At 70.2% G+C, this 26,452-nt stretch carries 24 protein-coding genes and 1 pseudogene; 15 read left to right on the top strand and 10 right to left on the bottom strand.

The features are described from left to right. Positions 1 to 97 precede the first annotated feature (97 nt). Genes JF597_RS22915 through JF597_RS22905 form a run of 3 tightly spaced genes read left to right on the top strand, consistent with a single transcriptional unit; the run spans position 98 to position 3,265 of the window. Positions 98 to 868, top strand: a complete 771-nt coding sequence (locus tag JF597_RS22915; RefSeq protein WP_293997726.1) for an ABC transporter permease subunit — start codon at positions 98 to 100, stop codon at positions 866 to 868. After that, on the top strand, positions 865 to 2,472 hold the full coding sequence (mdlC, locus tag JF597_RS22910) for a benzoylformate decarboxylase (protein ID WP_293997700.1): 1,608 nt from the start codon (positions 865 to 867) through the stop codon (positions 2,470 to 2,472). The genes JF597_RS22915 and mdlC overlap by 4 nt, the downstream gene beginning before the upstream one ends. Positions 2,473 to 2,476: 4 nt before the next feature. Beyond that, positions 2,477 to 3,265, top strand: coding sequence for an ABC transporter ATP-binding protein (locus JF597_RS22905; RefSeq protein WP_293997697.1), 789 nt, complete (start codon positions 2,477 to 2,479; stop codon positions 3,263 to 3,265). 15 nt (positions 3,266 to 3,280) lie between these two features. Here the strand turns inward: JF597_RS22905 and JF597_RS22900 are convergent, their stop codons facing one another. Both JF597_RS22900 and JF597_RS22895 read right to left on the bottom strand, forming a co-directional pair. After that, on the bottom strand, positions 3,281 to 3,616 hold the full coding sequence (locus JF597_RS22900; protein ID WP_293997695.1) for a hypothetical protein: 336 nt from the start codon (positions 3,614 to 3,616) through the stop codon (positions 3,281 to 3,283). An 86-nt stretch (positions 3,617 to 3,702) separates the two neighbouring features. Further along, positions 3,703 to 4,812, bottom strand: coding sequence for a LacI family DNA-binding transcriptional regulator (locus JF597_RS22895; protein WP_293997691.1), 1,110 nt, complete (start codon positions 4,810 to 4,812; stop codon positions 3,703 to 3,705). A 141-nt stretch (positions 4,813 to 4,953) separates the two neighbouring features. Between JF597_RS22895 and JF597_RS22890 the strand changes: the two genes are divergently transcribed. The 6 genes from JF597_RS22890 (at position 4,954) to JF597_RS22865 (ending at position 9,601) form a co-directional block, all read left to right on the top strand. After that, positions 4,954 to 5,298 carry a hypothetical protein gene (locus JF597_RS22890; protein ID WP_293997688.1) on the top strand — a complete coding sequence of 115 codons (345 nt, stop codon included), beginning with the start codon at positions 4,954 to 4,956 and terminating at the stop codon, positions 5,296 to 5,298. Then, positions 5,295 to 6,146 (top strand): TIM barrel protein, encoded by an 852-nt coding sequence (locus JF597_RS22885; protein ID WP_293997685.1) that lies wholly within the window; start codon positions 5,295 to 5,297, stop codon positions 6,144 to 6,146. Before JF597_RS22890 ends, JF597_RS22885 begins: the two co-directional genes overlap by 4 nt. 387 nt (positions 6,147 to 6,533) lie before the next feature. Continuing rightward, the gene (locus JF597_RS22880) at positions 6,534 to 6,743 is read left to right on the top strand and encodes a hypothetical protein (protein WP_293997682.1); all 210 of its coding nucleotides are present in this window, start codon (positions 6,534 to 6,536) and stop codon (positions 6,741 to 6,743) included. 572 nt (positions 6,744 to 7,315) lie between these two features. Next, the gene (locus JF597_RS22875; RefSeq protein ID WP_293997679.1) at positions 7,316 to 7,609 is read left to right on the top strand and encodes a hypothetical protein; all 294 of its coding nucleotides are present in this window, start codon (positions 7,316 to 7,318) and stop codon (positions 7,607 to 7,609) included. Between the two features lie 384 nt (positions 7,610 to 7,993). Beyond that, positions 7,994 to 8,773 carry a hypothetical protein gene (locus tag JF597_RS22870; RefSeq protein WP_293997676.1) on the top strand — a complete coding sequence of 260 codons (780 nt, stop codon included), beginning with the start codon at positions 7,994 to 7,996 and terminating at the stop codon, positions 8,771 to 8,773. Positions 8,774 to 9,073: 300 nt separating this feature from the next. Then, the gene (locus JF597_RS22865) at positions 9,074 to 9,601 is read left to right on the top strand and encodes a DUF5994 family protein (RefSeq protein WP_293997673.1); all 528 of its coding nucleotides are present in this window, start codon (positions 9,074 to 9,076) and stop codon (positions 9,599 to 9,601) included. Positions 9,602 to 9,615: 14 nt separating this feature from the next. On the opposite strand, the gene JF597_RS22860 is transcribed toward JF597_RS22865, so the two are convergent. The 5 genes from JF597_RS22860 to JF597_RS22840 all read right to left on the bottom strand — a co-directional run bounded on the left by JF597_RS22860 (position 9,616) and on the right by JF597_RS22840 (position 15,941). Continuing rightward, positions 9,616 to 10,806, bottom strand: a complete 1,191-nt coding sequence (locus tag JF597_RS22860) for a GAF domain-containing SpoIIE family protein phosphatase (protein ID WP_293997670.1) — start codon at positions 10,804 to 10,806, stop codon at positions 9,616 to 9,618. Positions 10,807 to 10,948: 142 nt separating this feature from the next. After that, positions 10,949 to 11,458, bottom strand: a complete 510-nt coding sequence (locus JF597_RS22855) for a DUF5994 family protein (RefSeq protein ID WP_293997667.1) — start codon at positions 11,456 to 11,458, stop codon at positions 10,949 to 10,951. Between the two features lie 233 nt (positions 11,459 to 11,691). Then, the gene (locus tag JF597_RS22850; protein WP_293997664.1) at positions 11,692 to 12,681 is read right to left on the bottom strand and encodes an STAS domain-containing protein; all 990 of its coding nucleotides are present in this window, start codon (positions 12,679 to 12,681) and stop codon (positions 11,692 to 11,694) included. Between the two features lie 1,188 nt (positions 12,682 to 13,869). Beyond that, the gene (locus JF597_RS22845; protein ID WP_293997661.1) at positions 13,870 to 14,835 is read right to left on the bottom strand and encodes a hypothetical protein; all 966 of its coding nucleotides are present in this window, start codon (positions 14,833 to 14,835) and stop codon (positions 13,870 to 13,872) included. 191 nt (positions 14,836 to 15,026) lie between these two features. Then, a complete protein-coding gene (locus JF597_RS22840; RefSeq protein WP_293997658.1) occupies positions 15,027 to 15,941 on the bottom strand; it encodes a helix-turn-helix transcriptional regulator in 915 nt (304 codons plus the stop codon). Between the two features lie 140 nt (positions 15,942 to 16,081). Here JF597_RS22840 and JF597_RS22835 point away from each other — a divergent pair, with 140 nt between their 5' ends. Continuing rightward, entirely contained in the window at positions 16,082 to 16,582 is a 501-nt protein-coding gene (locus tag JF597_RS22835) for an SRPBCC family protein (RefSeq protein WP_293997655.1), read from the top strand. 66 nt (positions 16,583 to 16,648) lie between these two features. On the opposite strand, the gene JF597_RS22830 is transcribed toward JF597_RS22835, so the two are convergent. Then, positions 16,649 to 17,182, bottom strand: a complete 534-nt coding sequence (locus JF597_RS22830) for a GNAT family N-acetyltransferase (protein ID WP_293997652.1) — start codon at positions 17,180 to 17,182, stop codon at positions 16,649 to 16,651. Positions 17,183 to 17,547: 365 nt separating this feature from the next. Between JF597_RS22830 and JF597_RS22825 the strand changes: the two genes are divergently transcribed. Then, positions 17,548 to 18,546 (top strand): glycosyl hydrolase, encoded by a 999-nt coding sequence (locus JF597_RS22825; protein WP_293997649.1) that lies wholly within the window; start codon positions 17,548 to 17,550, stop codon positions 18,544 to 18,546. On the opposite strand, the gene JF597_RS22820 is transcribed toward JF597_RS22825, so the two are convergent. Next, positions 18,533 to 19,726, bottom strand: a complete 1,194-nt coding sequence (locus tag JF597_RS22820; protein WP_293997646.1) for a glycosyl hydrolase — start codon at positions 19,724 to 19,726, stop codon at positions 18,533 to 18,535. The two genes, JF597_RS22825 and JF597_RS22820, sit on opposite strands and share 14 nt — an antisense overlap. Next, positions 19,719 to 20,969 (bottom strand): glycosyltransferase family 2 protein, encoded by a 1,251-nt coding sequence (locus JF597_RS22815; protein WP_293997643.1) that lies wholly within the window; start codon positions 20,967 to 20,969, stop codon positions 19,719 to 19,721. Before JF597_RS22815 ends, JF597_RS22820 begins: the two co-directional genes overlap by 8 nt. A 471-nt stretch (positions 20,970 to 21,440) precedes the next feature. On the opposite strand from JF597_RS22815, the gene JF597_RS22810 reads away from it, so the two are divergent. The 4 genes and pseudogenes from JF597_RS22810 to JF597_RS22795 all read left to right on the top strand — a co-directional run bounded on the left by JF597_RS22810 (position 21,441) and on the right by JF597_RS22795 (position 26,206). Beyond that, positions 21,441 to 22,745 (top strand): UDP-glucose/GDP-mannose dehydrogenase family protein, encoded by a 1,305-nt coding sequence (locus tag JF597_RS22810; RefSeq protein ID WP_293997640.1) that lies wholly within the window; start codon positions 21,441 to 21,443, stop codon positions 22,743 to 22,745. A gap of 289 nt (positions 22,746 to 23,034) precedes the next feature. Continuing rightward, positions 23,035 to 23,224 (top strand): annotated as a pseudogene (locus JF597_RS22805) (helix-turn-helix domain-containing protein). Continuing rightward, positions 23,224 to 23,484: a transposase gene (locus JF597_RS22800; protein WP_293997638.1), complete on the top strand. Its 261-nt coding sequence runs from the start codon at positions 23,224 to 23,226 to the stop codon at positions 23,482 to 23,484. The pseudogene JF597_RS22805 and the gene JF597_RS22800 overlap by 1 nt, the downstream one beginning before the upstream one ends. Positions 23,485 to 23,896: 412 nt before the next feature. Further along, a complete protein-coding gene (locus tag JF597_RS22795) occupies positions 23,897 to 26,206 on the top strand; it encodes a hypothetical protein (RefSeq protein WP_293997636.1) in 2,310 nt (769 codons plus the stop codon). Positions 26,207 to 26,452: the final 246 nt, after the last annotated feature.

Genomic DNA, 26,452 nt, shown 5'->3' with positions numbered 1-26,452 from the left:
GAAGCCGCAGCCCCAGCCCCAGCCGCAACCCCAGCCGCAGAAGCCGCGGCCGAAGCAGAGGTCCCAACCGTCGCCACGCGCCGCCGCCTCCTTCCTCCTGCGCTGGTCGGTGTTTTTCGGCGCCGTCCTCTGCTGGGAGGCGGCTGCCCGTGCCCGGCACAACGTGTACTTCCCGCCGCCCCTGCGGATCGCCCGGCACACCCGCGACCTGTGGTTCTCGGGCCCCGCCCGCCGGCTGTTCCTCACCTCGGACGCCGTCGGCACCATCCTGCCGAGCCTGGGCCGGATGGCGGCCGGCTTCACGCTCGCCGCCGTCTCCGGGATCGCCCTGGGGATCGCGGTGGGCCGCTCACGCCGGGCGTACGCGCTGTGCAACCCGGTGCTCCAGTTCGCGCGGGCCGTCCCGCCGCCCGCGCTGGTGCCGGTGTTCGTCGTCGTCTTCGCCGTCGGTACGCCCATGCAGGTGGCGTCGATCGTGTTCGGCGCCGTGTGGCCGGTGCTGGTCAACTCGGCGGAGGGCGCCCGCGCCACCGATCCGCTGCGGCTCCAGGTGGCAGCCGTGCTGCGGCTTACGGCGCCCGAGCGGCTCTGGTTCCTGATCCTGCCCTCGGCGCTGCCCCGGATCTTCGCCGGGCTCAGGCTCAGCCTGTCGCTGTCCCTGATCCTCATGGTCTTCTCGGAACTGCTGCCGGGCAGTGCCGACGGCATCGGGTTCACGCTCACCGACGCCGAGACCCGCTCCGACCTGCTCACGGTGTGGTCGGCGCTGCTGCTGCTCGGCGTACTCGGGTATCTCCTCAACTCCGGACTGCTGGCGGTCGAGAAGCGGCTCGCCGGCCAGGCATCGCCCGCAGGGAGGACGGCATGACGACGACCACGGTGCGCGAGGCGGTCGTACGGTTCCTGCGCGACACCGGCATGACCACGGTCTTCGGCAATCCGGGCTCCACGGAACTGCGGATGTTCCGCGACTGGCCGGACGACTTCACCTACGTCCTCGGTCTGCAGGAGTCCGTCGCCGTCGGCATGGCGGCCGGTCACGCGCTCGGCACCCGGCGGGCCGCGTTCGTCAGCCTGCACTCGGCGGGCGGGGTCGGGCACGCGCTCGGCGCGGTCTTCAACGCCTTCCGCGACCGGGTGCCGCTGGTGATCGTGGCGGGTCAGCAGACGCGCTCGCTGCTCCAGCTGCGGCCGTTCCTCGGCGCCGACGAGCCGGCCCTGTTCCCGCGCCCGTACGTGAAGTCCGCGCGCCAGCCGGAACGGGCCGAGGACGTACCGGCAGCGCTCGCCGAGGCCCACCGGCTCGCGATGACGCCACCCCGCGGCCCGGTCTTCGTGTCCGTGCCCGAGGACGACTGGGACCGGCCCGCCGAGCCCGTCACCCCGCGTACGGTGCACTCGCAGTTCACGGCCGACGAGGACGCCCTGGCCGCGCTCGCCGCCCGGCTGGAGACCTGCGCACGCCCGGCACTCGTGGTCGGTCCCGGAGTGGACGACGAGGACGCGCTGGAACCGGTCCGCGCGCTCGCCGAGCGGCTCCGCGCCGGCGTGTGGATCAGCCCCCTCTCCGGCCGCTCCGGCTTCCCCGAGTCACACCCCCTCTTCCAGGGCTTCCTGCCGCCGGTCGCCCGGCCGCTCGCCGCGCGCCTCGCCCCGTACGACGTCGTCGTCGCCCTCGGCGCACCGCTGTTCACGTACCACGTGGCGGACGGCGGCCCGCCGCTCGCACCCGGCACCGAGCTGTTCCACCTGGACTGCGACCCCGCCCAGGCCGCCTGGCTGCCCACCGGCACCAGCATCGTCACCACCCTGCGGCCCGCGCTGGCGCGGCTCACCGGACTGCTCCGGGACCCCGACCGCGCCCCGCCGCCGCCCCGTCCGGCACCGCCCCCGGCCCCCGCCGACGGACCCGTCACCCCCGACCTGCTCTTCGACCTCCTGCACACCCGGCTGCCCCGCGACCGCGTCCTCGTCGAGGAGGCGCCGAGCCACCGGGACACGCTGCACGCGCGCGTGCCCATCGCGTCGAGCGGCGGCTTCCTCACCACGGGCAGCGGGGCGCTCGGCTGGGGCCTGCCGCTCGCGGTGGGCCGGGCCCTCGCCGACCGGCGCCGGGTGGTGTGCGTGGTCGGGGACGGCTCGGCGCTGTACTCGGTGCAGGCCCTGTGGACCGCGGCCCGCCACACGGCACCGGTCACCTACGTCCTGCTGGACAACGGCGGTTACTCGGCCGTCCGCGCGCTGGGCCGCCGTATCGGCGTCGCACCCGTCCCCGGCGCGGACATCGCGGGCATCGACTTCGCGGCCCTCGCCGCCTCCTTCGGCTGTGCCGCGGCCCGCGTCGAGCACTCCGGGGAACTGCCGGCCGCCCTGGACCACGCCCTGGGCCGCGGCGACGACGCGGGCCCCTTCCTCCTGCACGTCGTGGTGACCGACAGCACGGACACCCTCCACGGCACCCGGACCGGGTGAGGGGATGCTGCGCCTCGACTCCGTCAGCCGGCACTTCGGCGACCAGCACGTCCTGGACGGCATCAGCCTGACCGTGCCGGACGGTCAACTCCTCAGCGTGGTCGGCCCGTCCGGCTGCGGCAAGTCCACGCTGCTGCGCACCGTCGCCGGGCTGCTGCCCCCGCAGGACGGCACCGTCACGGTCGACGGCACCCCGGTCACCGGCGTACCGGAACGCCTCGCGGTCGTCTTCCAGGAGTACGGCCGCTCGCTCCTGCCCTGGCTCACCGTCCGCGACAACGTGGCCCTCCCGCTGCGCCGCCGGGGCCTGACCCGCGCCGCCCGCCGCGCCGAGGCCGAGGCGATCCTCGAACGCGTCGGACTGCACGGCGCCGCCCGGCGCCACCCCCGGGAACTCTCCGGCGGCATGCAGCAACGCGTCGCCATCGCCCGGGCCCTCGTCTGCCGGCCCTCCCTGCTGCTCATGGACGAGCCGTTCGGCTCCCTGGACGCGGGCACCCGCGAGGACCTGGAGGACCTCCTCCTCCAGGTCCATCGCACCGACGCCACGACCATCGTCTTCGTCACCCACGACATCGACGAGAGCGTGTACGTCGGCGACCGCGTCGTCGTCCTCTCCCCGGGCCCCGGCTCCCGCGTCATCCGCGACCTCCCGGTGACCCTGCCGCCCGACCGGGACCAGATCACCACCCGCAGCTCTCCCGACTTCGTCGCACTGCGCACGGAGGTGGGACGCGCGGTGCGGGGCGCTCCACGGGGAGGGCGGAGCATTCCGGGGGAAGGGCCGGCATGAGCGTGGGCGCCGGTCCTACTTCTCGACGAAGACGAGGTCCTCGATCGGGCGGGTCATCCGGAACGGGCCGTTGGTGACCTCGACCACGTGCTGGAGGCCCACGACGCTGTCGCCTTGGCCGGCGACGAAGAACTCGTCCGCGCCCCCGGCCGGACAGGCGGGGAGACAGGCGAGGGAGGGGCCGAAGAGCCGGATGTGGTCGGCGACGCGACGGAACGGCTTGGGCACGATCACCAGATCGTCGGTGAGCCACGCGAGGCTTTCGACCTTCGCGCCGCTGGTCGTCACGTCGTGCGCCCAGACGCCGTTGGCTGCCATGGCCGCCCCAGCCTGCCGCGTGGTGGCCGCCATGTCCTCCGGCAGCACCCGGGGGAGGTGGCTCGAAATCAGTGTCGCAAGCCGGACCGGCGGCGAGTCCGTACCCCTGGCCTAGAACGTTACAGAGAAGGGTCCCGGCGAGGCGCCGGGCCGCTCGTCGCGCGCTCCACCAGGCGGGGGGTGAGCACGGTCTCCCGCGGGATGCCGCCCCGGACCAGATCCAGTGCGGCGGTCACGGCGGCCTCCGCCATCGCGGACGCGTCCTGGGAGACGGTGGTCATCTGCACGTGCGGCATCTTCGCCAGCCGCGAGTCGTCGTAGCCGACCACGGAGATCTCCCCGGGCACGCTGCGGCCCTGATGCGCGAGGACGTCCAGGACACCGGTGGCCGTACGGTCGTTGAAGGCGATGACGGCCGTGGGCGGCGGCACCTGACGGCCCAGCAGGTAGCGCATGCCCTCAGCGCCGGCCTCCTCGGTCAGGCCGCCCGCGAGCACGTCGGCGGAATCGGCCAGCCCGTGATCCGCCATCCCCTGGAGGAAGCCGAGCCGGCGATCGGAACTGCCGGGGGCGCCGGCGCCGTCGATGTGTGCGATCCGCCGGTGTCCGAGGCCGACGAGGTGGTCCACCGCGAGCCTGATGCCCATCATGTCGTCACCGCGGACGGACCCCACGCTCGCCAGTGTGCTGCGGCGGGCCACGAGAAGGGTGGGCAGTCGGCGGGCCAGGCGTTCGAGTTCCTCGTCGGACAGGCGGCTGCCCAGCAGGACGGCGGCCTCGCAGCGCTCCCGGAGCAGGGCGTTGACCGCCGTGGACTCCGCACGGCTGGGAGCCACCGCACTGATCACCGCTTCGTAGCCGTGGCGGGCCGCGGCGGCGTAGAGATGCTCGACGAGGTCGCCGTGGAAGGGCTGCTGGAGCTCGAAGACGACACCGAGCACCCGCGAACTGGACCGCCGGAGCTTCTGGGCGCGCTGGTCGGGGACGTATCCCAGTTCGTCGGCGATCCGCAGGACGCGCCGCCGGGTCTCCTCACTGGCGCCGGGGACACCGCGGATCACGATCGAGACCAGGGCGGTGGAGATACCGGCGGCTCGTGCCACGTCCGCCATGGTCGGGCGCCCGCCGCGCGTGGGGTCGGGTCGCCCCTTGCGCGTGGCGTCGTCAGGGGCCTGCGCGAGGGGCGACTGCCCGGCGCCGTCGCGGGCGTCGTCGTCCGACTCCCTCACGTCACCACTCCCCACCTGCCCGAATGCGGTCCCGCCGCCGGTCCCGGCGGCCTTGTGCCGAGCATATCGACCCCTTGACCGACTTCCGGGTGTGCGCCTACCTTCCCGACTAGAACGTACTAGTTCCCAGGAGTCGCCGACATGATCGTCGCTGTGAATTCCCCCGGCCCTCTCACGCTGCGGTCGGCCTGGACCGCCGCGGGCCGTATCGGGTCCGGCCACGCGGCGATCGTCGCCCCGGACGTCCCCGGCGTCACACCGGCCGATGTCACGTCGGCGGCCGTCCCGTCGGCCGTTGTCACGTCTGCCGCTGTCACGCCGGCGGCCGTCGCCGGTCACGGCGCCCGCCGGGCCCTGAGGTCTGCCGCTGTCACGCCGGCGGCCGTCAGCGGTCACGGCGCCCGCCGGGCTCAGCCCATCGTCCTGGCCGCGATCCGCAGCGTGCAGACCGACCGCCCCATCACGATCGCCGAGGTGACCGCATGACCCGCACCACGTCTCCCTTCGTCCTGGCCGCGAGCGCCGAAATGCTCTACCGGGACCGCCCGTTCACCGAGCGCGTGACCCGGATCGCCGAGCGCGGCTTCCAGGTGGAGATCTGGGGCTGGTCGGCCAAGGACCTCGACGCCCTGGCCGCCACCGGCGCGACCTTCTCCTCCATGACCGGCTACCTCACCGGCAACCTCACCGACCCCGACGGCATCGAAGCCCTGCTCTCCTCCGCGCGCGCCTCCCTGGAAGCCGCGGCCCGGATCGACAGCCCCCGTCTGAACCTGCACGGCACCGGCCTCGACGACAAGGGCCTTCCCGTCCGCCCCGTCGAGACCGTGACCCCGGACATGTGGCTCACGGCCGCCGCCACCCTGCGGCGCCTCGCGGAACTGGGCGAGGCCGCGGGCCGGGTCTTCACCCTCGAGAACCTCAACCTGGCCGTCGACCACCCGGGCACGCCCTTCGCCCGCGCCGCCGACACCCTCACCCTCGTCCGAGCGGTGGACAGCCCCTACCTCCGGATGAACCTGGACCTCTACCACGCCCAGATCGGCGAGGGAAACCTCGTGGAACTCTGCCGCCGGGCGCTGCCGTACATCGGCGAGATCCAGGTCGCCGACGTTCCCGGACGCTGCGAACCGGGCACCGGCGAGATCCACTACCCCGCCATCGCCCGCGCCCTCCACGCCCTCGGCTACACCGGCGTCATCGGCCTCGAAGGCTGGGCCCGCGACGACTCCGACGCCGCCCTGGACGCTTTCCGAGACGCCTTCACCATCGCCGTACCGGCCTCCCCCAACGCCCCCACGACCGACTCCGCTGCGGCCGCGGTCGGCACCTGACGACTGCGTATACGAGCGAACCTGCAACTGGATCTGCACAGCGAAGGCGCAACTACGGCACAGGGGGGTTCGGTTGATGCGGAGTTGTCCGGGTCGAAGCAGACCTGGCAACAGCTGGTGGCCCCCATGTGCAGCACCACATGTAGAGAAGCTGCCCCCAATTCGTGTGCGGACAGCCACGGATGAGTGGCCGCCCCCCTCAACTGCCCTGCTGGGAGCAGCGACCGACTGGATGCCGGGCACCCTCCGTGGTTTGATCCTTCGCACCGCCGGGATCGCGCCAAGGAGTCCGGAAAGGGATGGCGCGGCCGGCGGTCGCGGCCGACCGTCTGTCCCCAGCTTGGCCGCTCCCCCTTGTGGAACATCCATACGAAGGGCAGTTTCATCATGAACTCCGCTCCCCAGGTTCAGACCCTCGAGATCTCCGACGCCGAGCTCGACACCGTCTCCGGTGGCCTGAGCCCGCAGATCGGCATCACCGCCGGCCCCACGGCGATCAGCAGCTCGGACCTCGTGTCTCAGCTCGGCGCGGTCAAGGACGAGGTCCTGGGCACCGTCGGCCAGTACCACCAGGTGGGACTCGCCGTCTCCTTCTGATCGTGGGGTCGCGGGACTCCGTCATGGGCTTGATCGCCTCCTGACACGACGAGGGGCCGGCTCAGGAGGAAAACCCTCCTGAGCCGGCCCTTCCTGCTGTGGCCCGGCAGGATTCGAACGCGTGACACCCGCTTCAGAGCGAGCTACGGGTGTCTCGTCACACCTTCTCGACTCGCACGGCCTGTCCCGCGAGCAGTTCATTCATGTCGTCGGTGTCGGCGAGGAAGACGGTTGCCTGGGCTCCGTGCGCGGTTGCCCGCCCGGCCACAGCCGCCTAGGACGGCGGTGACGGCGGACGTGTGCCCATGCGGGCCTGCCGCCTTCAGCATGTCGCACGCCATGGCGATCACCTGGTGTGGATCTCGCCGGCGCTACCAGGCCGGTCCGCCTGGAGGCAATCCGAAAGGATGTTTCGGACGTATTGGAAGTAGGCCGCATTTTGGGAGCGCGTACCTGATCGGCCGGTCCAGTAGAGCGGGATCTTGGATGCGGGACGTGCTCCTCGGCTGCAGCCATTCCATCTCGTGCCACCGAGAGTCGCGCGAGACGTCGGAAGGAAGGGCGTATCCATCATGCGAGCACAACGCGCGAGGCGTCTCGGCGCGACGTTCGCTGCCAGCATTCTGATGGCCGGCGGCGCTGCGGTCAGCGCAGCCGGCACGGCCGCGGCAGCCCCTGCCGTGCACACCCAGGCGCCCACCGATTGGTGCTTCGGCAACAACGACTGGCGCTGCTCCGACCACGGCGGGTTCCGCTTCGACAACCGCTTTGACAACCGCTTCGATCACCGCTTCGACAACCGCTTCGACAACCGCTTCGATCACCGCTTCGACAACGGGAGCATCGTGATCGTCGTGCCTCGGTAGCGGTCACCGCAGTTACACAAGGGCGCGCCCGTCCTGGGCGTGCCCCGAGTCACTCCACACCCTCCTCACAGCGGCAGGAGCCGCGCCCGCGTGGTGACGGAGATCCTCGGTCGCTCCCGGAGTCATCGCCAATTTGGACGTGTACACGCACGTCGGAAACCTGGCGTGTGGTCATGAGCCACGTCGGACCGACTGTCCAGAAGGCGTCCCGGTCGTCAGGCGGGGACCGTCCGGTCACGGTCAACGGTCAGACGCGAGCGCGGCCCTCGCTGACGAGCGTACGCAGTTCGTGGGCGCTGAACTGTTCGCGCATGTGCTGGGAAACGTACGGGCGGACGCTGATCACATAGCCTCTCCTGGCACGCGCACGACAAGGGGAGGATCATGCGAGGCAGAACGGCCTGGGTCGCGGCCGGCGGGGCGGCGGCCCTGGCGCTGGTGACGGCGACCGGAGCGCACGCGGAGGGGCGGGGCGACGTCCGGGTGGTGAAGACCGTCGTCAACGGCGGCGGCAACGTCATCGTCGGTACGTCGAAGACGATCAAGTACCCGATCGACATCACCGTCAAGGACAACTCGGGGGTGAAGGGGCTCACGCACGTCAGCACCTTCAACAAGACGAACGCCTACACCTTCGCGACCTGGAACGACGACTCGTCCTGCACGAAGAAGAGCGCGACCACCTCGGTGTGCCGGGCCACGATGACCATCGACCCCGCCTGGATACCCGACAGCGACGACATCGACTCCAACAAGGTCGCCGGCGTCTGGCGGGTCGACGCCACCGTCAAGGCGAACGACGGTGACTACTGGATCTCCGACGACGTCGCCGAGTACAAGGTCGAGCGCGCAGCCCAGCTCACCACCGTGATCACGCCCGCGAGGGTCACCAAGGGCGCCAAGGTGACCGTCACCGGAAAGCTGTCGCGCGCCAACTGGGAGGACCTGAAGTACCACGGGTTCACCGGGCAGCAGGTCAAGCTTCAGTTCAGGAAGAAGGGCGCCGCCCACTACAGCACGGTCAAGACCGTGACGACGGGCGATGCCGGAAAGCTGACCACCAAGGTGACCGCCACCTCGGCGGGCAGCTGGCGCTGGTACTTCCCCGGCACCACGACCACCTCACGGAAGGTGTCAGTTGGAGACGTACTCAACCTGAAGTAGCCGTCAGCACGCATCCAGGCCGGCCCATTCAGGCCGGGGCGGGGGACGGCGGAGCGGGCCGTCGCGGTGCCTTTCCTCTTCATGGCCTCGGTGACTGGGCCTGCCCGCGTCGGGAAAGCGGACCTCGTCACGGAGCGTCGCTCCGCTGACCTCGGGGCGCGACAGTGATTCCCACCGTCGAAGCAGGCACCGGCGTCGGGCCGGTCCCGGAGATTCCGGCCCCCCGGCGCTACGGAGTAGCGTGATAGGGGCGAGGCGAGTCCCGGGTTCGCACCGGTTCCGGAAGACGGGTGGTCTCCTATGACCGGCTCCGATTCACCGCCTGTTTCCCGGCACCTGCCGAGTGGCGTTCACGCGGCCGTGCGGCCAGGGTGTGCGCTGCTCCGGCTGGAGACGACGGAGTCGCGTGAAGGTGTCCTGGACGGTGCGTGGTGGCCGCGGTCGCGCGACATCGTTGCCGAGCTGCCCGCGCTGCTGAGCGCTCTCATCGCACATCTCGGCCCCGTGACGCGCGTCGGGCTGGACTCCGCTGCCTGGGAAGGACTCCCGACGCGGATCGTCGTCGACGACCGGGTGGTGCACATCGACTCCTTCCCGGTGGGCGATGACACTGTCCTGATTACCCGCGGCGACCACGACGTGTTCTCACTGCTGGTGGTCCCGCCGCATGCGACGCCGGAGGCCGCACATGCCGCGATGGCACAGGCCGTACGGGCCGACAACATCAGTCAGGCGGAACAGATCCTCATCGACACCGGGAGCGGATGGGGCCCTCGGACGGACGAGCCGTCCCGTCCCTCGGCGGAGGCCGACGGACGACAGCGATGAAGGTCAGACGAAGGTCATCCACGCCACTCCACCATGAGAAGCGTCGCGTCATCCGTGGTGTGTCCGCCCCGCGCCCGCTTGAGTGTGTGGGACAGGCAGCGCGTCACCGCCCGGACCCCGCGGCCGGTTCTCTCCAGCTTGTTCACACAGGTGATCAGCTGGTTCTCCCCGAACTCCTTCCTGCTCATCTTGTGCTCCTCGACCAGTCCGTCGCTGAAGCAGAGGACGCGGTCCCCGCGCTCCAGTCCCAGTTCGCTGATCCGTGGCTCGGCACCGCCCAGGCCGACAGGGAGGGTCGTCGGGGCGTCCAGGCGGCCCGCGACGCGGTGGTTGCGGACGAGGATCGCCGGCGGGTGCCCTGCGTTGACCCACCGGATCCGTCCTGTCGTCGTGTCCAGTTGCATCATCTGCGCGGTGACGAAGTGCTCGGGACCGAACTGCTTCGCCACCGCGCGGTCCATGAAGTCGTAGATCTCCGAGAGCCCGATGCCGGCGCGGCGGGCGTGGCGGTAGGCGCCGATGGCCACGGTGGCCATCGTGGCCGCGTCCAGGCCGTGTCCCATCGCGTCGATCATGACCACGTGGAGGATGTCCCCGTTGAGTGCGTAGTCGAAGCTGTCACCCGCCACGTCGTAGGCGGGTTCCAGGATCCCGGCCACGGCGACCCTGGGCATGATCATCGCCAGCGGTGGCAGCAGGGACCACTGGATCTCCGCGGCGACGCTCATCGGCTCATCACGTCGGGTGGCGAAGAACAGGTCGGAGTAGCCGTGCTTGGTCACCAGCAGGTCGGCCACCAGGCCGGAGATCCTGTGCAGCAGGCGGCGGTCGTGGTCGTCGACCCTGTCCAGCGTCACCGCCATGACACCCACCTGGTCACCGCCGTCCAGCAGCGGCAGGTGGACCCGTACGCCGTCGTCTTCGGACACCTCGACGCAGACCGCGTCGAGGAAGCAGCGTCCCGCGTCGGACTCGTCGATCAGCTGCGGCTCCCCGCCCGCGAGGCCCTCGCCGGGCAGGGGTACGAGCATCAACTGGCCGTAGTCCTGCAGCAGAACCTGCGGACGGCGGCCCCCCAAGCGCTCCGCCACGTCGGCGACCAAGGGACCGATGAGATGGGGAGGAAGCTCGTGCGCGCGGTCGAGAACCGCTCCCAGCAGCGCTTCCCCGAAGCTCTCGGAGCGGTCCGCGGGCCGTCCGGGCATCACCCGCTCACTCGCCATGATCCGCACGCATCGGTCGCGGCGGGGTGGGACGACGAAGAGATCGTTCGTGCCATGGCTCCACCGGCTACGTCGACGACCGGACCGGGTGGCCGGTCACGTGGGCCCGACCGCGTCGGGCCTCTCACCTGAGTCCGGCGCCTCCTTCCGACTCCCATGTGGCTTCTCCGCCGAGGCCGCTCTCGGCGAGTTCCAGGATGCGGGGAGCCGACAGCGGGTTTTCGGTGTCGGCGGCGGCGGACAGCAGCCGGGTGGCTGCTCCGGCCGGCTCGTCGGGCGGGATGACCAGCAGTTCCCAGCGTCCCGTGGTGCTGCAGTCCAGGGTGATGGCATGCGCTTCGGCTGCGAGGCCGCTCTGGGCCACCTCGATCACGTGGCCGGGCGTCATCACCTTCTGCGGGGCATCGGGCCAGGACGCGGGGTCCACGGTGACCCGGGTGACGGTGCCGACGGCCGGGTCCAGTGAGCCGACCAGCGCGGGCAGCTCCAGTTCCAGCGCGTCGCAGCGCGGCCACCACGCTCCGTCCAGCGGGCCGTGGCTGACGCCCGGCGTAAGGCTCAGACGGGGCAGGGGCATCCGGTAGATGTGCGCATCACCTAGTTGTGTGCCTTCGGCGGGTGTGATGGTGTCCATCGTGCGATCCCGTCCCGGGCGGTCCTCGGCTGCCCGCGTCTGTCACTCGCCGGGAACGGCCTCGCCGTGGTCGTGCGGCCGAAAAGCTCTCGGTGACTGCCAGAATACTCCCGGCCGTGGTGGACGGCGCGGGGCGCAACCGCCGTGCGCAGGGCGCATCCGCACTGCAGATGGCGGCTGGCAGCCTGCCGCGGCTGGTACGACCCGCCGGGTCGTCGACGACAGCGGTCTGATCACCCGCCTGCCGGTGAGGGGCTCTCCAGGGGAAGGGTCAGCACGCAGGGGGCTGTAGGGCCGGGCAGCCCGACGACCTGTCCCATGTTCTGCCAGCCCCAGGACTCGAATGCGGCATGTCCGGCCTGGTCGGCCGGATGGAGCAGGGCGACTCCGAGGGCGGCGTGCCGGTCGGCGAGCAGGCGCTGTTGCAGTCGGCGGGCGATGTCGCGGCGCTGAGCGTGCGGATGGGCGACGACCTGCGTGAGGACTACGAACCGTGCGTACGTGGTGAGCCGTTGGATGCTCTCCTGCAGCGATCGGTCGAACCCTCGCCGGCCGTAGCCGTCCGGGCCGAGCGGAAAGCCGTAGGCACAACCGACCAGCACCGTCGTCTCGGCGACCAGCAGCGCGAAGCCGGGCCGCCTGGCACTGGCGGCCAGGTGGCGCAGGAACTCTCCGCGGCTGTGGAACGACGCACCGGGAGTGTCCGCGACGGACGCCATGGCCAGGTCCGCGATGTCCTGCTCCACTCCTTCGGTCTGCCAACGGGTCAGCCGACGCAGGCGGATTCCGTCCTCGAGGACCCGTTTGCGAGCGGTGTCCTCAGGCGTCCGCGTTCCGTCGGCCGACGGACCCGAGGAGGCCGCTTCCAAGAGGTCGCGGGGCAGCGCGGGCGGCACGGGACCCGTGGGGGCTGCGAGGAGCAGGGGGGTGCAGCCGGTGACGGCGATGAGCTGGGTGATCTGCGCGCACGGGTGGTGCAACCGTAGGGACGTGTGCACCCGGCCGGCGCGCTGTGACATCGACAGCAAGACGTCCAGGCCCCTGGCGTCGCAGGAGCCGACCGTGGTCAGGTCGACGTCGATGACGGTGACGTCGTCGCGCAGACACTGCTCCAGCGCGGCCCGCAGCAGCGGTGCCGTGGCCGGTCCGATCGCACCGGCGAGCGTGACGAGCGCACCCTCCCCTCGGTTCCGCCGGTGGATGTCCAGCCGGGAAAGGACCATCACGCCTCCCCACGGCAGAAACGCGGGCCGGTGCGGGCACGCGGTACGCGGGCGGCCATGACGAGCGCGCCCGGAGTTGCTTCGACCGCGGCGGACATGATGCCGACCCGTCTCCGCGCCGACCGCTGGGGTGGCTCGGGGTTTCCTCTCTCGCCGAGGACGGCCCGGCGTGGCGGCCGGAGTGCGTGATGCCCTCGGTACTTCCCACCGTACGTCGCCGAGGCCGGAAGCGGCCGCAGCGAGGGTGCCCAGGAGTACGTCGGAGAGAGTCGAGGGTACTTCGTACTCCGGTGACAGGACTGGTCTCGTCCTCGGCGCGCGGCACGGTAGGGCCGCGTGACACGAGCCATTCCCACGGCCCGGGGCAGGTGCCGATCATGACCACCCAATCCCTGCAGTCGCACTCACCCTTGACTGAGAACTTCCCGGACGACGCTCCCGCCGGGGGCACGGTCGAGGTGCGCATCGTCTCCATGGATGCCGAAGTGGCCCGGCACGTGGCGGACGCTCTCCGGCTGCTGTTCGCCGGGGGCGAGCAGCGCAGCTATCCGGCGTTCACGTCGGGGCGAGGGACACGTCTGCACCTCACGCTCGACCCCGCGCGGGCGCCGGCCCACTCCGTTCCTGGCCGGACGTCAGCAGACCGCCCGTCGACCGGACGCATCCGGGCGAGACGAGCCGAAGTACCCGGGCTGGTTCGAGGTCGACCTGCCGTCCCTGAACGGTCGTCCTTACACGGCCTTCCGTTCCCATGACGGTTCCCATGGGGCCCTCGGAGGCCCTTCGGGACCGGGGGTAGGGGAGTCGTCCGAGGTCAGCTGCGGTCGGCGAAACGGTGACCATCGCAGACCCTTTGGGGGACGACGAAGGCCCCGCCCCGCCAGGCGAATTCCAGCGGGTAGGGGCCTCTGGACGTCTGCGCACGCACCGCCGTGCCGCTGCGCACAGGTCAGCGGCACGGGCTGATCTGCACGTGGGGCACACTCTCTCCGGTGGTCCCGATGTGCGCTACCCTCACCGGCCCGAAGCGGGGGGAGCCTTCCCGAGCCGCTTCATCAGGCGCTGATCCGGCGCCGTGTCGCACCGCGATGTGCGAAGGCCATGGTTCACGAGTGACCCACAAGGCCACACACAAGGGGTGCGCACCGCACCGACGGCGTTCACCAGGGCTCTCCTGTTACCGCTGCCCTACCTGGCCAGGCGGGCGAGAACCAGGTTGGGGTCCTCGGCGGTGTTCCAGGCGGCGCTCAGCACGTAGACGGTGTCGCCGTGCAGGGCGATGGACGTGGGGTTCTGCAGACCGTCCGCCGGGCTCAGCACGGTGGAGTGGCTGCCGTCGGGCTGGACGAGCGCGACCTCGTTCGACCCGTCCAGGGCGGCCAGGAACTGGTCGCCGCGGCCGGTGAAGGCGATGTCGTCGATTCCGGGCATGCCGTCGGCCCGAGTCTGCGCCTGGCCGGCGCGTCCGTCCCTCAGGACGGGGATGCGCAGGACGGTGCCCCGGTCGAGGTTGGTGGCCCAGACCGCGCCGTCGTGGACCTTCAGCCCGTTGGCGCCGAGGAAGCCGGCGGGGGCCAGCTCGGGGGCGGTGGACCAGGCGGTCGCGGTGCCGCCGCTGGTGGGCACCTTCCAGATGGTGCCAAGCACGGAGTCGGCGACGTAGAGGGTGTGGGTGCGCGCGTCCAGTGCCAGTCCGTTGGGCAGGCCGTCCGCCGGCAGCGCGGCGATCCGTTCCGGTCGGCCGCCGGGGCGCATCCGCCATACGCCGGTGAGGTCGGCGGTGCCGGTGGCGTACAGGAAGTACAGCGTTCCGTCGTGGGCTCGGGTGATGCCGACGGTCAGCGGGAAGCCGAGAGCGGGGGTGTGAACGCCGCCGTCGGCGGGTTCGGGCAGGGTGGCCAGGATCCGGACCGTGCCCTCGGGGGAGACCTCGGCGATCTGGCGGGCCTTGGCGAAGGTGAGGTACGCGCGGCCGCCCGGTGCCAGGGCGACGTTCTCCGGCGTCTGGCCCTGGGCCAGGTCGAAGTGCGCGGCGATCCGCGCACCGCTCAGGGGCGCGGAGGCGGCCGAGGCGGGAGCGGGGTTGAGCACTGTCGCAGCGGCGGCGACCAGCGCGCCGACCGCCGCAGCGGATATGGAGAGCTTCTTGAACATGGCTTCTTTCTCGTCTTCGGGCTGTTTTCAGGCATGCGGCGGCAACACGCCGACGCATGAGCTGGGATACGTGGGTTCTTCCTGCGGGGTGGTGTCCGGCGGGAGCCCTGAGGTAAGGCGGGTCAGGGCCGGGACTCGGGCAAAGGACGGGCGTCGGCCCGTTGAGGCAACACCTGGTGATGGTGTGGGTATCAGCCCCTGTCGGCGCGGGGCCGTGGCTGCACCGCGTCGGAGGACAGGTCGGCCCGGGGGGCGGCACACTCGCCGGTGGCCTGGGCGAGCAGGGTGAGAGCGGCCCGCGACGGCGAGCCCGCCTCTGTGGTGGCGACCACGACGACGGGACCTTGCCCGCTGCTCATGGTCTGTTGGATGACGGTCAGCGGCCCGACCAGCGGATGGCGCATCTCGTATTCGGCGACGGCACAGGCCTTGACCCGGTGGTCGGCCCACATCGAGGCGAACTCAGCACTTTTCGCGGACAGTTCGCCCAGGAGTGCGTGCAGTGCCGCGTCCTCCGGATACTGGGCCGCGGCCAAGCGCAGGTTGCCCACGACGGCCCTGGCCTTGCTGGGCCAGTCCGCGTACAGGTCACGGACGTGGCCGTCGAGGAACACCAGCCGGGCCATGTCGGGACGCCGCGCCGGCAGGTCGGGGGCATCGAAGTCCAGGTGCCCGGCGAACAGCGCATGGCCCAGGCGGTTCCACGCGAGCACGTCGCTGCGTCGGCCGAGCACGATGGCGGGAACGTCGCCCAGTACCTCCAGGAACTGGCGCAGCGCCTCCGGCACCTGTTCCGGCGCCGGCCGCCGCCCCCGGGTGCGCCGCCTGTCCACCCGGGCCAGGTCGCGCAGGTAGCGCCGCTCGGACTCGTCCAGTCGCAGCGCCCCGGCGATCGCATCGAGAACCTCGGGCGACGCGCTCAGCGACTGTCCCTGCTCCAGCCGGGTGTAGTAGGAGGTGCTCACCCCCGCCAGCAGCGCCAGCTCCTCGCGTCGTAGCCCTGGCACACGCCGGCGCTCCCCGTAGGTGGGCACCCCGATGTCCTCCGGGCGCAGCTGGGAGCGCCGCGTCTGCAGGAAGTCTCCGAGCTGCGTCTTTCCGTCCATGGCTCCGAGTATGGGCCGCCACGCGACACCCGGCCTGACCCAGCTGTGGATAGGAAACGGCGGGTCAGGTTCCCCGCCCGCATCCTCGATGAAGTGGGAGGCGCCGAATGCGGCACCCCGCGCTCACCCAGGAGGCCACCTTGAGCACCACCACCGAGAACGCTCCCTCCGAGGGGCTGGACGCGGCCGACTTCGCCTTCACCAGACGCACTTGGGTCGACGCCGCGCCCGCCCTCGTCTACGAACTGGTCAGCGAGGTGTCCGCGATCAGCCGCTGGAGCCCCGACGCCGACGACGTCGCTTTCGACCCGGATGCCGGCCCCTGGGCCGGTGCCTGGTTCAGCGGCCGTAACCGCAGGAACGGCAAGCTGTGGACCAGCCGCTCCCAGATCGTGCGAGCCGACCCCGGGACGGCTTTCGGCTTCGTCGTCGGCGGCGCGGAGAACGGCATCGTGTCCTGGGAATGGACCCTCACTCCCCAGGGGCGCGGAACCGTCGTCCAGCAGTCCTGGCGACTGCTCCGCCTCGATCCGGTGCTGGGCGCCACCCGCGCCGACCTGGATGCGCTCCGCCGTCACATGACGGTCAGCGTCGAGAGCACCCTTGTCGCCCTCGCCGAGTGGCTCGCCGAAGAACGCTGAGGACGACACACGCTTCGGCCGCGTCGGGCGGAAGTGAGGCGTCGTACGTCGTCGATGTCGACCTGTTCACGCCTGGAACTCGGTGAGATCGATGGCATGAACGCGCAGTGGGTAGCCGTACACCGGGTGTACCGTCTCCCGCTCGGGCACCATGCCGAGCTTGCGGATGACGCTCTCGGAGGCGTTGTCCCCCACCCGGTTGATGCTGATGACGCGTTCCAGGCCGCGGTCCTGGAGCGCGAACTCCAGCGTGGCGTGCGCGGCTTCGGACGCGTATCCCTGGCCCCAGAACTGTGAACCGAGCCGCCAGCTGATCGCCACGGCGGGGATCACCTCCGGCAGGAACTCGGGTACGGACAGTCCCGTGAAGCCGATCAGTTCACCTGAGGCCAGCAGTTCGACGGCGAAGAGTCCGAAGCCCTCCTCGTCCCACTCCTCCTCCCACCGCTCGATGTCCTCGGCCGTGTGGTCCAGGTCGCGCACCGAGCCGTCGTCGATCCAGTGCATGACCCGTGGGTCCGCGTTGATGTCCGCCATCGGCATGAGGTCGTCGTCGTGCCAGCCACGGAGGAGGAGACGGGGTGTGCGGATCTCGGTCATGCGCCCATCCTGCCGAAGGCAAGCGCCTCATCGGTAATCCGGCACTCGCCCGCGCTGCCGCTCCGGAACCACAAGGCGTCAAGCCGCCTGCACCACACACCGTGACGACACTGCGACGAGGGAAACATAGGGCCGACGGCTGGGCAGACGACGTACCGCTTCGGCAGCGCGGTCGCAAGGTGAGACCTATGCGGGGCAGCCTGCCGCAGCACCAAGATCGTTCACGGAAATCGCGGTTCGCGCCCCGCTGACAACAGAACTGAATCCGTTCCGGGAGTGGTGACTGGCCATGGAGACCGTCACCCCCATGCCCCGAGGGGCAGGCAGTCCGAAGCGTGCCACGAGTGAGGTGCGATCATGTCGTGGTGACGGCAGGACCCGCAGCGCGGTTCGTGGCGGCCCCGATGCTCACCCTGGGACTGCTGCTCACCGGCTGTGTCTCCGGGCCCACACGGTCCGCGAAGCCGGTGGACGACGCGGTGCGGCGGGTCACGACACCGCAGGGCCGGTACTTCGGGGTGAGCACCCGGCAAGCCCCCTGGTCCCGGGCGGAGACGGACGCGGTGGCCCGCAGGGCGGGGAGCGCGCCGAACCTGCTGGAGTACTTCGTCAAGTGGACGGAGGACTTTCGTCCGGCCGCGGTGCGGGCGTCGTATGCGCAAGGCGCGGTGCCGCTGCTGACCTGGGAGCCCTGGGCCGGCTCCGGCGCGGGGACCCGGCAGCCGCGGTACGCGCTGGCACGGATCGCCGAGGGCGGCTCCGGCGCCTACGTGACGCGCTTCGCGAAGGCGGTACGCGCGCAGGGGCGACCGGTGGTGATCCGCTTCGCGCATGAGATGAACGGCACGTGGTTCCCGTGGTCGGAGCAGCGCAACGGCAACCACCGGGGCGACTACGTGAAGGCGTGGCGGCACGTCCACGACCTCTTCGAGCAGGCCGGCGCCGACAACGTCGTGTGGCTGTGGAGCCCGAACGTGGTGCGGGACGCGCCCGCGGTGTCGCTGCGGGGGCTGTACCCCGGGGACGCGTACGTCGACCTGGTGGGGATGACGGGCTATCAGGACGACGAGTCCACGGCGGGCGCGGTGTTCGACGCGACACTCGCCGGGCTGCGCGGGCTCACCGGTCGCCCGGTGGTGATCGCGGAGACCGGGGCCCGGCCGGGCCGGAAGAAGGCCGCCTGGATAGCCGCCTTCTTCCGCTGGTTCGCCGCGCACCGGGAGGTGATCGGCTTCGTGTGGTTCGAGCGCAGCCGTGCCGAGGGCGGCCACCAGGACTGGCGCTTCACCCAGACCCCGGGGACCACCCGTGCCTTCGCCGGCGGGCTGGAGACCGTACGGCTGGCGAGGATCAGCCGTTCGTAGTGGTGGCGGAGGCCGTCGGGGTCCCCGACGTGGACAGGTCCGCCGACCCGGTCAGGTCGATGTGTGCGAGCCCGTGCCGGAATGCCTTGAGCGTCGCCTCGTTCTCGGTGAAGCGCCAGTCCGCGCCGCCGCCCTGTTCCCGGTCGCGTTCGAACCAGACGAAGCCGATGACGTCGTCCTGCTTGCTCTTCCCGAGCCACTTGAAGAAGTCAGTGATCCATGCCGCCTTCGACGCGCCGGGCTGCGCGCCGGCCTCGGTGATGACGATCGGGTGGCTGGTGAGCTTGCGCAGCTTCTTCAGGGTCGGGTTGAAGACAGCGACCGCGGTCTTCTCGTGCACGGCGTAGCCGACCGTGCCGATCCAGTCGGTGTAGTCGTCGCCGGGATACAGCTCGGCCAGGCTCACCTTGGGCACCGGGCGCAGGATGTTCGGGCTCCACAGCCAGATGACGTTGTCGGCGCCGGCCTGCTCGAAGAGGTCGTGGACGTGCCGCCACGCCTTGACGTAGTCGCCCTTGTGGTTGCCGCTGCGCTGCTCCGACCAGGGGTACCAGGCGCCGTTCATCTCGTGCGCGAAGCGAACGACCACGGGCCACCGGTGGGCGGCGACGGCTTTCGCGAAGCGCGTGACGTACGCGTCGTACGCGCCATCGGCGATCTTCGAGAGGGCGTACTTCGGCTGGTCGGCGCCGTACTTCCGGCCGGCCCAGGGCTGCCAGGAGATCACCGGGAGCATGCCCTGCCGGTAGGACGCGTCGACGGCGGTCGGGTCGAAGCCTTCGTTCCAGTTGACGAAGTACTCGGACATGGTCGGCCGCTGTCCGGCCGCCTTCGCCAGGGTGTTCGTCTTCTTGGACGACCAGGGGATCTGGGTGCTGCTGAGTCCGAAGTACTTGCCTCCGGGAGCGGTGAAGGAAGCTTTCTTCGGGACGGTGGAGCGGGCGGTGGACGTTCCGGACGTGAGCCGGTCCTTGATGCCCGGCTCGGCCGCGGGGACACCGAGGCCCTGGTAGACCGGCTCGGAGCTGGAGTTGGCGAGGAGGTAGACGCCGTAGCTGAGGAGCGTCAGTACGACGACGTTGACGGCCATCCACAGCCGCAGCCGGACACCGCTACCGCGGTTCCACCAGTGCAGGCGCTGGGCATGGGACCGGCCGGAGGACTCGGCTGTCTCAGACACTCATCATCACCGATCCGAAGAGCAGGGCGGCGCCCAGCAGGTAGGGGACCACGACGAGGGGGCTGCGGGTGCGTTCGCCGGCGAAGCTGTCGGCGCGGGTTCCCCAACTCGCGTTGTGGGCCATGCGGAAGAAGCCGAGGAGCCGTACCGGGAGCAGGAGCAGCGTGTTGATGATCATGAACACCGGCAGGAAGACCATGTCCTTGGGCCGGTAGGCGAAATGGCGGCCGAAGCGGATGGCCATGGAGATCAGGGACATGAGGGCGGCCAGGCCGAGGACGAACACCAGCGCGTGCCACGGGGTGTGCGGCAGCGGCAGCTGGTTGTAGATGCCGGGCTTGTCGCGCTGCCAGGCGGCGACCGCCCAGGACGCGAAGGTGCCGAGCAGGACGAAGGGCACCAGGATGTCGGCGACGTAGAACAGCCAGAGCATCTTCGCGTGGCGCAGCATCCACCAGAACATCCGCAGGGTGTTGTACTGCGAGCCGCGCGCCCAGCGGTACTGCTGCTTGGCGAGCTTCCGCAGCTCCAGCGGGGCGTCGGTGTAGACCAGCGAGGTGGACTGGTAGACACTCCTGTACCCGGCCTTGAGGGTGTAGTTGGTCAGCGTCCGGTCGTCGCTGACCTCCAGGAAGACGCCGAGGAACTTCTCGCTGAGGAAGTCCTCCATGCAGTCCTCCAGGATGTTCCGGCGGAAGGCGATGGTCCGGCCGGGCAGGCAGCCCACCGTGCCGACCACGCTCATCGCGGGCATCGAGTAGTGGCAGCGGACGCTCTCCAGCCAGTCGGCCCAGCGGGTGAGTACCGAGCGCCCAGGGTCAAGGATCCGCTGCCGGGTGGTGACACCGCCGACCTCGGGATCGCGGAAGGGTTTCACCAGTTCGGCCAGGGTGTCCGTGGTCCAGATGGTGTCCGAGTCGACGAGTACGGCGATCTCGCCGGTCGCCTCCGCCAGGCCGACGCGCAGCGCGTTGCGCTTGCCGGGGGTCTCGGTCCAGCGCCAGTCGACACCCATGTCGGTGCAGATGTCCTCCAGGACCGGGTTGCGCCGGCCGTTGATGACGACGATGACCTCGGTCGGCTGCTGCTCGGTTATTCGCTGGAGCACGGAACGGAAAAGGCCTTCCGGCTCGTCGACGACGGGAATGATGACGGAGGTCGTCGTCTGCCAGGGTCGCTTCCACGGTTTGTAGCGGCGGGCCAGCAGAATGCGGATGATCCAGAGCGACCAGACCATGGTCATGAAAACAGCGAACGGGTAGACAGCCCCGTTGTTCCGCCATTCTCTCAATTCCAGCAAATATGCAAGCATGACGTTCCCTGAGCCGTGGAATCGGAGATTCAGACACGGGAGGTCCTCTGCCGGCAGGCCGTGCCGACTGCTCCGCCGGGCCTGTGCAGCCCCGGTCGCCCTCCAGCCCCTGGTGTCGGCGACCTCGACACTGATCTCGCCAACTGGCCGGAAACTAGCAGGAGTTACAGTGCGCTAAATCATGAAAAACACCTCAAAACACCACATCAAGATCGTTCGTTATTGAACGGAGATGTGAAAGATGTGTGAGGGTTACACGTTCAGACCGCGAAAGATCACGCTCGTGTGACGTTTGTGCGGCATGGGCTGGTGGGGTCGATTCACCCTCTTCCCCGGGGTTATGGTTCCGCTCTCCACAGACCTCCAAAGGGTCATTGAGCACCATGTGCGGAAGGCGATTCAGTGTCTGCCCGTGTGACAGTCATCGGTACCGGGTATCTCGGTGCCACCCATGCTGCCTGTATGGCGGAAATAGGCCACGAGGTTCTCGGGCTTGACGTCGACCCGGACAAGGTTGCCGCACTGCGATCCGGCCGGGTCCCTTTCTATGAACCCGGTCTGGAAGAACTTTTGGCCAAACACGTGGCCACCGGGCGGCTGCGCTTCACCACCTCGTACGAGGAAGTCGCCGAATTCGGCGAAGTCCACTTCTCCTGTGTTGGTACCCCGCAGTCGCCCGGCGGCAACGCGGCGGACCTGCGCTACGTCGACGCCGTCATCGAACACCTGGCCCCGCTGTTGGCCGGCCGGAACGCGCTCGTGGTCGGCAAGTCCACCGTCCCGGTCGGCACCGCCGAGCGACTGGCGGCGATGCTGCCCGAGGACGCCGAACTCGCCTGGAACCCCGAGTTCCTCCGCGAGGGCTTCGCCGTCGAGGACACCCTGCGCCCCGACCGACTGGTCTTCGGCGTGCGCTCGACGACGGCGGAGGCCCGCCTGCGCGCGGTCTACGCCCCCGTCATCTCGAACGGCACCCCTGTCGTCGTCACCGACTTCCCGACGGCGGAACTGGTGAAGACCTCGGCCAACGCCTTCCTGGCCACCAAGATCTCCTTCATCAACGCCATGGCCGAGGTCTGCGAGGCCGCCGGCGCCGACGTCACCCTCCTTGCCGAGGCCCTGTCCCACGACACCCGCATCGGCGGCCGCTTCCTGCGCGCCGGCGTCGGATTCGGCGGAGGCTGCCTGCCCAAGGACATCCGCGCCTTCATGGCCCGGGCGGGAGAACTGGGGGTGGGCCAGGCCCTGACCTTCCTCCGCGAGGTCGACGACATCAACATGCGCCGCCGCAGCAGGGTCGTGGACCTGGCCCGCGAAGCGGCCGGGGGCGGCTTCCTCGGCCGCCGGATCGCCGTCCTGGGCGCTGCCTTCAAGCCCGACTCCGACGACATCCGGGACTCCCCGGCCCTCAACGTGGCCGCACAGATCCAGCTCCAGGGCGGCAACGTCAGCGTCTACGACCCGAAGGCCATGGACAACGCTCGCAAGGCGTTCCCGACCCTGGCCTACGCGGCCTCCGCCGAGGACGCCCTGTCCGAGGCCGACGTCGTCCTCCACCTCACCGAGTGGCAGGAGTTCCGCGATCTGGACCCCGCCGTACTGAGGGACACGGTGGCGCGGCCATACGTCATCGACGGCCGCAACGCCCTGGACGCCGGACGGTGGCGCGCGGCGGGATGGACGTACCGGGCCCTCGGCCGCCCCTGAAATCAGCCGACGCGCCCGACGAACGCGTCGACCGGAACAGCCCCGGGGCGCGGGGGGATGAGCGCCCCGGGGCTGTTCCGGTCGAGCGGCCGCAGGAATCGCACCACCCGCACGGTGCTCCGGACCGCGCCCGGCATCCTGGCCGCCCTGCCCGTCGTCGTCGCATCCGGAGTTCGGTCCGGACCCCACGCACGCGGACACGAAGGACCGCGGCAGCCCTGCGACCAGGCGCCGCCCCTCACGCGATCACCCGCCCAGGACCCCGGCTCGCTCACGAAGGAGCCGCAGCATGACCACCGCCACCGTCGAACTCCCGACCGTGCCGGAGGTCATGACCCCGGCCCAAACTCGGACGCTCCAAGGTCTACGACCTGATCCGGTCGCACCGCCTCGTCGCGATCAAGATCGACGGCGCCCGGCGGATCCCCGTTGCTGCGGTCCGGGACTTCGTCCTCGGCCAGATGGAGGAGGCTGCCTGATGGCCAGTCAGCGCAAGCGCAACCCGAACGGTGCCGGCACCATCACCAAGCCCCTCGTCACCGACACGCTCGGCCTGGTCCTCGCCGTCCTCATCGCCGCCGCGAACGTGCACGACACCGCAGGCGGCAAGCACCTCCTCGATGACCTGGCCGCAGCCCATCCGAGCGTGACCAAGGTCTGGGCCGACGGCGGCTACCAGAGCAGCATCCTCAACCACGGCGCCGGGCTGGGTCTGCCGCACGATCGGGTGACATCTTGACCTGTCACCCGAACCTGCATCAGACCCCATCAGCTTGGGAAGCTGCGGACATGCAGGCCCCGTTGTGGGGGCTGACCTGGTCGAACGGCTGGTCCGTGATCTCCGCGGACTTGTGTGCAGTCACCGTGATTCCCCACTCCCCGGTCGATCTGGTCCGCTTGTGGTGCGCCCTGTCCCCCATCCAACTGCTCACCAGGTCGCCCGTAGCTGCACGGGCCGTGGGTTGCGATCAGTCTTGATCGCAGCGGTTTCCCATGGGATCTCCGACTGGCACCGGCCCCGGCCCGGGACACAGACCCCGTGCCACCCCAAATCCAGGCACGGTCCTGTGATCTCCGCTCCGGCTGTCGGTGCCCGACTGGCCCGTGCTACGTTGCGCCCCTTGATCGTGAAGGTTAGGTGGGGGCCTTTCATGAAGCTGGCGCGATTCTCGCCGCCAACCGCGGCAGCGCTGCTCCTGGGACTGACGACTGTCATCGGTCCCGGCGCGGTCGACTCGTACGCGGCGTCGGACATACCGCTACCGATCGCGCACTTCGCGCACATGGTCGTGGACGCTCCGCACGGACACCTGTTCATCAGCGGCGGTGCTGGCACCGACGGCATTCTCGTCACCGACCTCGACGGCGGGAACCCGACGATGATCAGTGGTGAGCCGGGTGTCACGGGTCTCGCCCTCTCCGACGACGGAGCCGCACTGTACGCGGCTCTCCCGGACCAGGACGCGATCGCGGCGATCAGCACGGAGAAGCTGACCGAGTCGGCCCGTTACGGCACGGGCGCGGGCACCCATCCGGACTCGCTGGCCGTTGCCGGGGGCGCCCTCTGGTTCGGGTACGGCACGGCAGGCGTCGACGGCATCGGATCCGTCGACGGGTCCGGTACGGTCACTTTGCGGCAGGATTCCGGGAGTTGGGCAGCGCCACCCATGCTGGCGACGACCCCGACGCCCTCCGGCGTCCTCGCGGCCGCCGTACAGACGGGCGACACCTCCGCCTTCGTCACGTACCACGCCGAAGGCGGTGCGCTGACCCGGCAAGCCGCGAAGGCGCTGCCTCTCCCCGACCTGAGCGACTTCGCGGTCACGGCGGACGGGCAGCATCTGGCGGTCTCGACCCGGTCGGACACGTGGTGGAACGACCGGTACCGCACCTCGGATCTGACGGTGGACGGGCAGTTCGCCACGGGAGTGGGCACCGGTGCCGTCGCCGTAGCCCCGGACGGCACCATGGCCAAGGCCTACAACCGCCTGGTCGAGACATTTCCGGAGAGGGGAGAGGGCTACTACAACGACTACTCCTACGAGGATCCGCTGCGCCTGGCAGCACACGGTCTCGCCTGGGCACCGGACGGGAGCCGGCTCTACGCCGTGGCTGTGGACGCCTCCGGGGTATCACCGACCCTCCAGATTGCCCGTAGCCCGGAAACCACGTGGGTCCGTCTCTACGGGGACTCGACCACCACTCCGCTCGCCCCCGGCGAGGCTTATTCGTTCAGGGCAGGCTTCGATTCGCCCCTCAGCCTCGATGCCGGACAATCCATGATTCCAGGCACCGTACGGATCACGCGCTACGACGACGCCGATCCGGACGGTGTGCTCATCCCGGACCCGACAACCACCCCGGCACACGAGCCGGTCGACTTCTTCGGCTCCTACTACGTCACCGGCACCGCTCCCCTCACCGGTCCGCTGAGCTTCCGCGTCGACTACTCCGGAGGCGGCCACTACGGCCCGGCCATCGGGACCTTCGACATCCCCGTCGCGAAGTATGCGCCCACCATGGCGCTGACCGCTCCCTCCGCCAGCGACCGCGCCGCGGCGATGACCGTCGTCGGGCAACTCACCTGGCCGCATGCCCATGTGACGACCGGCGCGGTCCACGTCGTCAAGACCGACCTGGCGCACCCCTCCGGCTACTCGGTGGGCACCGTGCCCGTCGCGGCCGACGGCGGCTTCGCCTTCCACGACAACCCGCAAGTCGGCGGCGTGAACACGTACGCCTTCACCTACGACGGCGGCACGTCCTACCTCCCGGTCACGGCGTCGGCGAAGGTGCAGGTGTCCCGAGCCACTCCGGGCCTGACCGTGGCGACCGACGCGAAGTCGTACCACTCCGGCGCGACCGTCAAGGTCACCGCGCATCTGGGGACCACGTACAACTCCCGTTCCGTGACGCTGTACGACCAGCCTGCGGGCATGTCGCGGACGCAGCTCAAAAGCGGCAAGGTCGACGCGCACGGGAATCTCGTCGCGTACTACAAGGTCACCCGCAACACCGTCTTCAGCGCGGCCTTCGCGGGTGACTACCGCTACGCGCCGCGCACGGTGACCACCAGTGCGACCCTCACGCCGACGGTCCGGACGCAGATGCAGTGGCCGGTCTCGACCACCCGCATTGGATCCACCACCTACCAGGTCTTCTACAAGTCCGAAGTGAACATGGGCTTCGACCTCCAGGTCACTCCCCATCAGTCCGGCGGCTGCACGTCGGTGTACCTCGAGCACTACTACTCGGGGGCCTGGCACCAGGTCACCTCGCAGAGTTGCGTGCCCTTGTACTCCGACGGCTGGTACGGCTATGGCCGCGCTCTGAAGCTCTTCACGAGCAACGACCACTACCGCACCCGCGGCCACTACACGCCGCCGGCCAAGGGCGCACAGACCGGCAGCGTGTGGAGCCAGTGGACCTACCTCACCGTTCGCCCCGGCAGCCCCTCGTGAGGCCGGAGCCCTCGGGGCCGTCCAGCACCCGCAGCTGAGCCGAAGCGAGTCCGCATGGGGCGCCGCCCGGCGTACAGCACGACCGCGTCCGCCTTGAACTCCGGTGGGTACTGCTTTACGACCACACGGTGGACCACCTCGCCGACGTGCGATCCGCCTTCGGTACATGCGACGGAAGGGCATTGAGACTCAGGACCTGGACAGAGCGGTGCAACTCCTGGCCGGAATGACCAGCCGGTGCGCGTC

Source organism: Streptomyces sp. (assembly GCF_019510245.1).
In the GTDB taxonomy this organism is placed as follows: Bacteria; Actinomycetota; Actinomycetes; order Streptomycetales; family Streptomycetaceae; genus Streptomyces.
Note: the sequence above shows the minus strand (reverse complement) of the source record. Positions and strands in the feature narration are given on the sequence as shown.